Here is a 6700-nt window from a genome sequence, read left to right as displayed (position 1 = left end):
CGGGCCGTTGGGCCCTTCCGACGTCTCAAACCTTAGCGGATCCGCCCGGCGATTCCCAATCGGGCCGCCGAGTCCCTATTCGAATTGAATTCGGGCATGCCGAAAACAATCCCATCGGGAGATCGTGCTGGTGGTGTGAGGTGCCGCTCGAGGCGGCGGAGGTGTTGCCGAAGAACCGTTACGGCTCTGTGGCAACCCGGAGAACTTTACGGATCCCGCAAGGGAGTGTCAAGCGCCCCCTGTCAAGATCTTTTCCGGGACCTCAGTCCAGGTCGCTGAGGCGTCCGCCGGCGTCCGGCTGGGCGTGCTCCACGCGGCGCAGGAGTCTGGTCAGGACCTCGCCGAGGACCGCGCGCTCCGCAGGGGTGAGGTCCTGGAGCAGGTCCTCCTCGAAGACGCTCGCGCGGCGCATCGCCTCCAGCCACTTCTCGCGGCCCTCGGGAGTCAGCTCGATGATGACCCGGACGCGGTTGGACTCGTCGCGTTCGCGGGTGACCAGTCCCTCGGCGACCATGCGGTCGATCCGGTGGGTCATGGCGGCCGGGGTGAGTCCGAGCCGCTTGGCGAGGTCGCCGGGGCCCATGCGGTACGGGATGCCGGACAGGACCAGTGCCTTGAGCACTTCCCACTCTGCGTTGCTGATGCCGAGGCCGGAGGTCTGGCGACCGTAGGCGACGTTCATACGGCGGTTCAGCCGGGACAGCGCCGACACGATCTTCTCGACCTGGGGGTCGAGGTCCTGGAACTCGCGCTGGTAGGCGGCGATCTGTTCGTCGAGCGTCGGCTCCGTGACGCCGGGAGTGTCGGCCATGGTCGCAAGTATCGCACGGAGCCCCTTTGCCTTGAAGTCCTTCGATGTGTACTCTTTAGCTTCGAACTTTAGCTTTGAAGTCTTCACTCCTAACTAGTGAGAGAGGTGAACGTGACCAGGGCGATGGGCGCAGCGATGCGCCGGATCCACGTGGGTAACGCACTCAGCGCATTCGGGCTCGGCTTCACGGTCCCCTACCTGTACGTCTATGTGGCGCAGGTGCGGGGCCTGGGGTCCATGACGGCGGGGCTCGTGCTCGCCGTCTTCGCCGTGGCCGCGCTGATCGTGCTGCCGTTCGCCGGCCGGGCGATCGTGCGGCGCGGCCCGCTGCCGGTCCTGCTCGCCGCCCTGGTCACCGCGGCGCTGGGCGCGCTGAGCCTCGGACTCGCGGGCAACGCCACCGCCGTACTGCTGTCGGCCGCGGCCCTCGGGGCCGGGCAGGCCGTGATGCAGCCGGCGCTGGCGACGATGATCGTGGACTGCTCGACGGCGGAGACGCGGTCGCGGGCGTTCGCGATGCAGTTCTTCCTGCAGAACCTGGGGCTCGGCGTCGGTGGCCTCATCGGCGGTCACCTCGTCGACACGACCCGGATCTCCTCTTTCACCCTGCTGTTCGCGATCGAGGCGGCGATGTTCCTGCTGCTGGTCGTGGTGATGGCGACGGTGCGCATGCCGCACTCGCCGCGGATCACGGACGTGCCCGCCGCTTCGGCGAAGGGCGGCTGGAAGCAGCTGCTGGAGAACCGGGCGATGGTGCAGCTGTGTGTGCTGGGCTTCGTGCTGTTCTTCGCCTGCTACGGGCAGTTCGAGTCGGGGCTGAGCGCCTACGGCGTCGAGGCCGCGGGGATATCCACCTCCGCGCTGGGTACGGCGCTGGCCGCGAACACGATGATGATCGTCGTCGCGCAGTTCGCCGTGCTGAAGTTCGTGGAGCGGCGTCGGCGGTCCCGGGTGATCGCCGGTGTGGGGCTGATCTGGGCTGTCGCCTGGCTTGTGGCGGGGTACGCGGGGCTCGGGCACGGCAGCCAGGAGATGGCTACGGCGGCGTTCGTTTCGACGTATGCGCTGTTCGGGCTGGGTGAGGCGATGCTGTCGCCGACGGTTGCTCCGCTGGTGGCCGATCTGGCTCCGGAGGGGATGGCTGGGCAGTACAACTCTGCTTTTGCGCTGGTCAAGCAGTTGGCGCTGGCTGTCGGGCCGGCGGTGGGCGGGCCTCTCGGGGCCTCGCTGCATGCGCCGTACATCGTGACCTTCCTGCTGTTCTCGCTGGGGATCACGGTGCTGGCGCTGCGGATGGGGCGGCGGCTCACCGTTGCCCAGGATCAGCCGTGGGCTGCCGCCAAGAGCAGCCGGGTGGTGGCCCGGGGTGGGGCACCTGCGGAGTCCGTCTCCGCGTAGCCGCTAGGACGGTGCTGGCGGCGCGGGGAACTGCCCTACGCCCTCGGCAACAGGAACTCGCACCACACCGCTTTCCCTCCGCCTGGTGTTCTCCGTGAACCCCAGTTGGAGGCGATCGTGGCGACGATGGCGATCCCCCTTCCCGACTCGTCCCCCGGCTCCGCGCGGCGGCGCCGGGGCAGGTGGTCGTCGCCGTCCGTGACCTCGATGATCAGGCGGCGGTCGGTGCGGCGGAGCCGGAGTCGCATGGGTGGGGTGCCGTGCTGGAGGGAGTTGGCGACCAGTTCGCTGGTGGCCAGGACGCCCAGGTCGTGCAGGTCGGCGGGGAAGCGCCAGCTGGTCAGGACACCGGAGGCGAATGCCCGGGCCCGTGGCGCCGCCTCCACTCCACCGATGAGTTCCAGCGCCGCGTTGCGGAAGAGGTCGCTCTCGGGGCCCGTACGGGCGGGGTGCTGGAGGACGAGGACGGCGACGTCGTCGTCGTGGTCGGCGGTGACGCCGGCCGAGCGGACCAGTCGGTCGCAGACGACCTGGGGGGTGCCGGTCGCACCGGACAGGGCGCGCTCCAGGGATGCGATCCCCTCGTCGAGATCCTCGTCGCGGCGCTCGACCAGCCCGTCCGTGTAGAGGACCGCCGTGGAGCCGGGGCCGAGCGCGATCGAGCCCGATGCGTGCATCCAGCCGCCGGTGCCGAGCGGCGGGCCGGTGGGTTCGTCGGCGCGCAGGACCGTGCCGTTCTCGTCGCGGACCAGGATCGGCAGGTGGCCTGCAGAGGCGTACACCAGGCGGCCCTCGTTCGGGTCATGGACGGCGTACACGCAGGTCGCGATCTGGTTGGCGTCGATCTCTATGGCGAGGCCGTCGAGGAGTTGCAGGACCTCGTGCGGGGGGAGGTCGAGGCGGGCGTAGGCGCGGACGGCGGTGCGGAGCTGGCCCATGACCGCGGCGGCGCGGACGCCCCGGCCCATGACGTCGCCGATGACGAGGGCCGTGCGGCCGCCGCCGAGGGTGATCACGTCGTACCAGTCGCCGCCGACCGCGGCCTCGGTGCCGCCGGGGTGGTAGGTGGCGGCGATGCGCAGGTCGTCGGGCTGCTCCAGTTCCTGGGGAAGCAGGGAGCGTTGCAGGGTGACGGCGGTCTCGCGCTGGCGGCGCTCGCTGGCGCGCAGGCGTTCGGCGGCTTCGGCGTGGTCGGTGACGTCGGTGGCGAAGACGAGGACGGCGCCGCCGCCCTCGCGGTCGCCGTCCTCGGCCACCGGTGTGCAGGTGAAGGTGTAGGAGCGGCCGTCGACGGCCTTGCGGGACTTCAGCGTGCGGGGCTTGCCGCTGCGCAGCACCTGGTCGAGGAGGGGAAGCAGGCCCAGTTCGGCGAGTTCCGGGAGCGCCTCGCGGGCCGGTGCGCCCGGGGGGCGTGCGCCGAAGGCCGCCGCGTAGGCGTCGTTGACGTAGGCGATGCGGTGGTCGGGGCCGTGCACGAGGGCGACGAGGGCCGGGACGCGGTCGAGGACGTCGCGCACGGGCAGTTCGTCGACGGCGGGCACGGGCGGCGGTGTCCCGTCGGCCTGCTGTTCGGCGCGGGCCGCGGGGACGGAGCCTTCCCCCCTCCGGTCCGGGGAGACCGCGGTCTCGGTCCGCGCTGCGGCGCGGCGCTGCGTTCCGGGGAGCCGGGCGCTCCAGCGCGTGAAGTTCACAGTGGGGAAAGCCTCGTGGGTGCTGAGGGCGGGCGGGTGCCCGTCCGAGGACGTGGGGCAGTCTGGCAGGTGGCCGTCCGCGGCGATATCCGTCAGACGCCGGGGCGGGCCGGGTAGTTCCCGGGTCCGGTCAGGACGACCCCTTCGGGTTGTCCGAGGGGCTGTGAGGAGGCTTTCCACCGGCCGCGAGTTCGAACTCGGCTCGCGGATGTTCGAGTGAACCGAGCGAGACGATCTCCCGTTTGAAGAGCCCGGCGAGGGTCCATTCCGCCAGGACCCGGGCTTTGCGGTTGAAGGTGGGCACCCTGCTGAGGTGGTAGACGCGGTGCATGAACCAGGCAGGGTAGCCCTTCAGCTTGCGGCCGTAGACCTGGGCGACGCCCTTGTGCAGGCCGAGGGAGGCGACCGAGCCGACGTACTTGTGCGCGTACGTCTCCAGGGGCTCGCCGCGCAGCGCGTGGACGATGTTGTCGCCCAGGACCCTGGCCTGACGGACCGCGTGCTGGGCGTTGGGGGCGGTCTCGGTGCCGGGCTCGGCGGCGGTGACGTCGGGGACGGCTGCGGCGTCGCCCGCGGCCCACGCGTGCGGGGCGCCGTCGACGGTCAGCTCGGCGGTGCACTTGAGGCGGCCGCGCCCGTTGAGGGGCAGGTCGGTGGCGGCGAGCAGCGGGTGGGGTTTGACGCCGGCGGTCCACACGACCGTACGGGTCGGGAAGCGCTGGCCGTCGCTGAGGACGGCGACGCGGTCGGCGCAGGAGTCCAGGCGGGTACCGAGGAGGACCTGGATGTTGCGGCGGCGCAGCTGGGTGACGGTGTAGCGGCCCATCTCCTCGCCGACCTCGGGGAGGATGCGGTCGGAGGCCTCGACGAGGATCCACTTCATGTCCTCGGGGCGGACGTTGTGGTAGTAGCGCGCGGCGTAGCGGGCCATGTCCTCGAGTTCGCCGAGCGCCTCGACTCCGGCGTAGCCGCCGCCGACGAAGACGAAGGTGAGGGCGGCGTCACGGATCGCGGGGTCGCGGGTGGAGGAGGCGATGTCCATCTGCTCGATGACGTGGTTGCGCAGGCCGATGGCCTCTTCGACGGTCTTGAAGCCGATGCCGTACTCGGCGAGGCCGGGGATGGGCAGCGTGCGGGAGATCGAGCCGGGGGCGAGGACGAGTTCGTCGTAGCCGAGGAGTTCGGCGGCCTTGCCCTCCTCCGCGGTGGCGAGGGTGGTGACGGCGGCGGTGCGCACCGCGTGGTCGATGGAGGTCACCTCGCCGATGACGACGTGGCACCGGTCCAGGACGCGGCGCAGCGGTACGACGACGTGACGAGGGGAGATCGAACCGGCGGCCGCTTCGGGAAGGAACGGCTGATACGTCATGTAGGGGTCGGGAGTGACCACGGTGATCTCGGCCTCTCCCTGCCTGAGCTCCCGCTTCAGCTGCCGCTGCAGGCGCAGGGCCGTGTACGTCCCGACGTAGCCACCACCGACAACGAGAATGCGCGCACGTTCCTTCACCATCCCATGACGCACCCGGCGCAGTTGTTTGTCCACAGCCCCGGCAATTTGTGTGACCGGCGAGCGGGTGTGCGTGGGGCTGGACGCGCCGTGGGGGTGGGGAGAAAGCGGGCAGGTCAGCGGGGGCGGACGGCCGGGTGCGAAGGTATGGAATCCGGACATAAATGACCCGTACTCCGATCGAGGGCGCTCTGTACGGAACCTGCCCCTTCTGAATTGACCCCCTCTCAACTATGTTCGTGTGTTGACGGGGTGTAGGGAATGTGGCCGATCGGGTCCGCGACGGGCGGTCCCGGTCGTGGACCGACGCCAGTTCCGAGCACTCCGGAATCAGTGGCGGGGAGTCTCCGGGGGGAGACGTCATTACCGGGGGAAAAACATGCATGTTCAGGACACGCATTGGTCATCGGCAGCCGCCATCGCATCCGGTGGCGGAGCGGTGAGCGCGGCGGTGGACAACGGACGCGCGGACGGGGCGCGTACGACACCGCTGCGCGTGGATGCACAGCGCAATCTGGAGCACGTGCTGCGTGCGGCGCGTGAGGTGTTCGGCGAGCTGGGGTACGGCGCGCCGATGGAGGACGTGGCGCGGCGGGCTCGGGTCGGTGTCGGCACGGTGTACCGGCGCTTTCCGAGCAAGGACGTGCTGGTCCGGCGGATAGCCGAGGAGGAGACCGCACGGCTGACCGAGCAGGCGCGGACCGCGCTCGGGCAGGAGGACGAGCCGTGGTCGGCGCTCTCGCGGTTCCTGCGGACGTCCGTGGCATCGGGGGCGGGGCGGTTGCTGCCGCCGCAGGTGCTGCGGGTCGGGGTCGCCGAGGAGGGCTCCGCCGGTCCGGCCGAGGAGACGAGGGTGCCTCAGCAGCGGTCTCAGCCGGGTGCGGGTGAGCTGCGGCTGGTGTCGGAGCCGTCCGGGGCCGGGGACGACGGTGGGGCCGGGGCGCTGCTCGAGGTGGTCGGGCAGTTGGTGGAGCGGGCTCGGGCTGCGGGAGAGCTGCGGCCGGATGTGTCCGTGGCGGATGTGCTGCTGGTGATCGCCACGGCGGCTCCGTCGCTGCCGGATGCGGCGCAGCAGGCTGCGGCTTCTGCTCGGCTGCTGGACATTCTGCTGGAGGGGCTTCGGTCTCGGCCGGCGTGAGCGTCCCGCCTGCCGCCGCGGCTTCGTCTTCGGCGGTTCGTGTTTCCCACCCGCACCACCCGTGCCGTCACGGTCGGGTGCGGGTGGGGTCGGGCCTCCTCGTTCGGGTGGTGTCCGGTACCGCTCGGTGACCAGTGCGCTCGGATGAGTGGATG

Annotated in this window: 5 protein-coding genes; 2 read left to right on the top strand and 3 right to left on the bottom strand. The window is 70.8% G+C overall.

Features of this window, described 5'->3' with window-relative positions; all coding sequences use genetic code 11:
- Nucleotides 1-262: 262 nt before the first annotated feature.
- A complete protein-coding gene (locus AQI88_RS40800) occupies nt 263-811 on the bottom strand; it encodes a MarR family winged helix-turn-helix transcriptional regulator (protein ID WP_067010669.1) in 549 nt (182 codons plus the stop codon).
- A 111-nt stretch (nt 812-922) separates the two neighbouring features.
- On the opposite strand from AQI88_RS40800, the gene AQI88_RS40795 reads away from it, so the two are divergent.
- Nucleotides 923-2209 carry an MFS transporter gene (locus AQI88_RS40795; protein ID WP_244184607.1) on the top strand — a complete coding sequence of 429 codons (1287 nt, stop codon included), beginning with the start codon at nt 923-925 and terminating at the stop codon, nt 2207-2209.
- 35 nt (nt 2210-2244) lie between these two features.
- Here AQI88_RS40795 and AQI88_RS40790 read toward each other — a convergent pair whose 3' ends face one another.
- A complete protein-coding gene (locus AQI88_RS40790) occupies nt 2245-3900 on the bottom strand; it encodes an ATP-binding SpoIIE family protein phosphatase (protein WP_067010665.1) in 1656 nt (551 codons plus the stop codon).
- 130 nt (nt 3901-4030) lie between these two features.
- Nucleotides 4031-5410: an NAD(P)/FAD-dependent oxidoreductase gene (locus AQI88_RS40785; protein ID WP_067010663.1), complete on the bottom strand. Its 1380-nt coding sequence runs from the start codon at nt 5408-5410 to the stop codon at nt 4031-4033.
- A gap of 376 nt (nt 5411-5786) precedes the next feature.
- Here AQI88_RS40785 and AQI88_RS40780 point away from each other — a divergent pair, with 376 nt between their 5' ends.
- A complete protein-coding gene (locus AQI88_RS40780) occupies nt 5787-6545 on the top strand; it encodes a TetR/AcrR family transcriptional regulator (RefSeq protein WP_067010661.1) in 759 nt (252 codons plus the stop codon).
- Nucleotides 6546-6700 lie beyond the last annotated feature (155 nt).

This window comes from Streptomyces cellostaticus (genome assembly GCF_001513965.1).
Classification (GTDB): Bacteria; Actinomycetota; Actinomycetes; order Streptomycetales; family Streptomycetaceae; genus Streptomyces; species Streptomyces cellostaticus.
The sequence above is the reverse complement of the archived record's forward strand: the minus strand, read 5'-3'. Positions and strand labels throughout refer to the sequence as shown.

Coding starts and splice junctions, on each gene's coding strand:
- AQI88_RS40780 (WP_067010661.1), top strand. CDS start 5,787: ATGCATGTTCAGGACACGCATTGGTCATCGGCAGCCGCCATCGCATCC.
- AQI88_RS40785 (WP_067010663.1), bottom strand. CDS start 5,410: ATGGTGAAGGAACGTGCGCGCATTCTCGTTGTCGGTGGTGGCTACGTC.
- AQI88_RS40800 (WP_067010669.1), bottom strand. CDS start 811: ATGGCCGACACTCCCGGCGTCACGGAGCCGACGCTCGACGAACAGATC.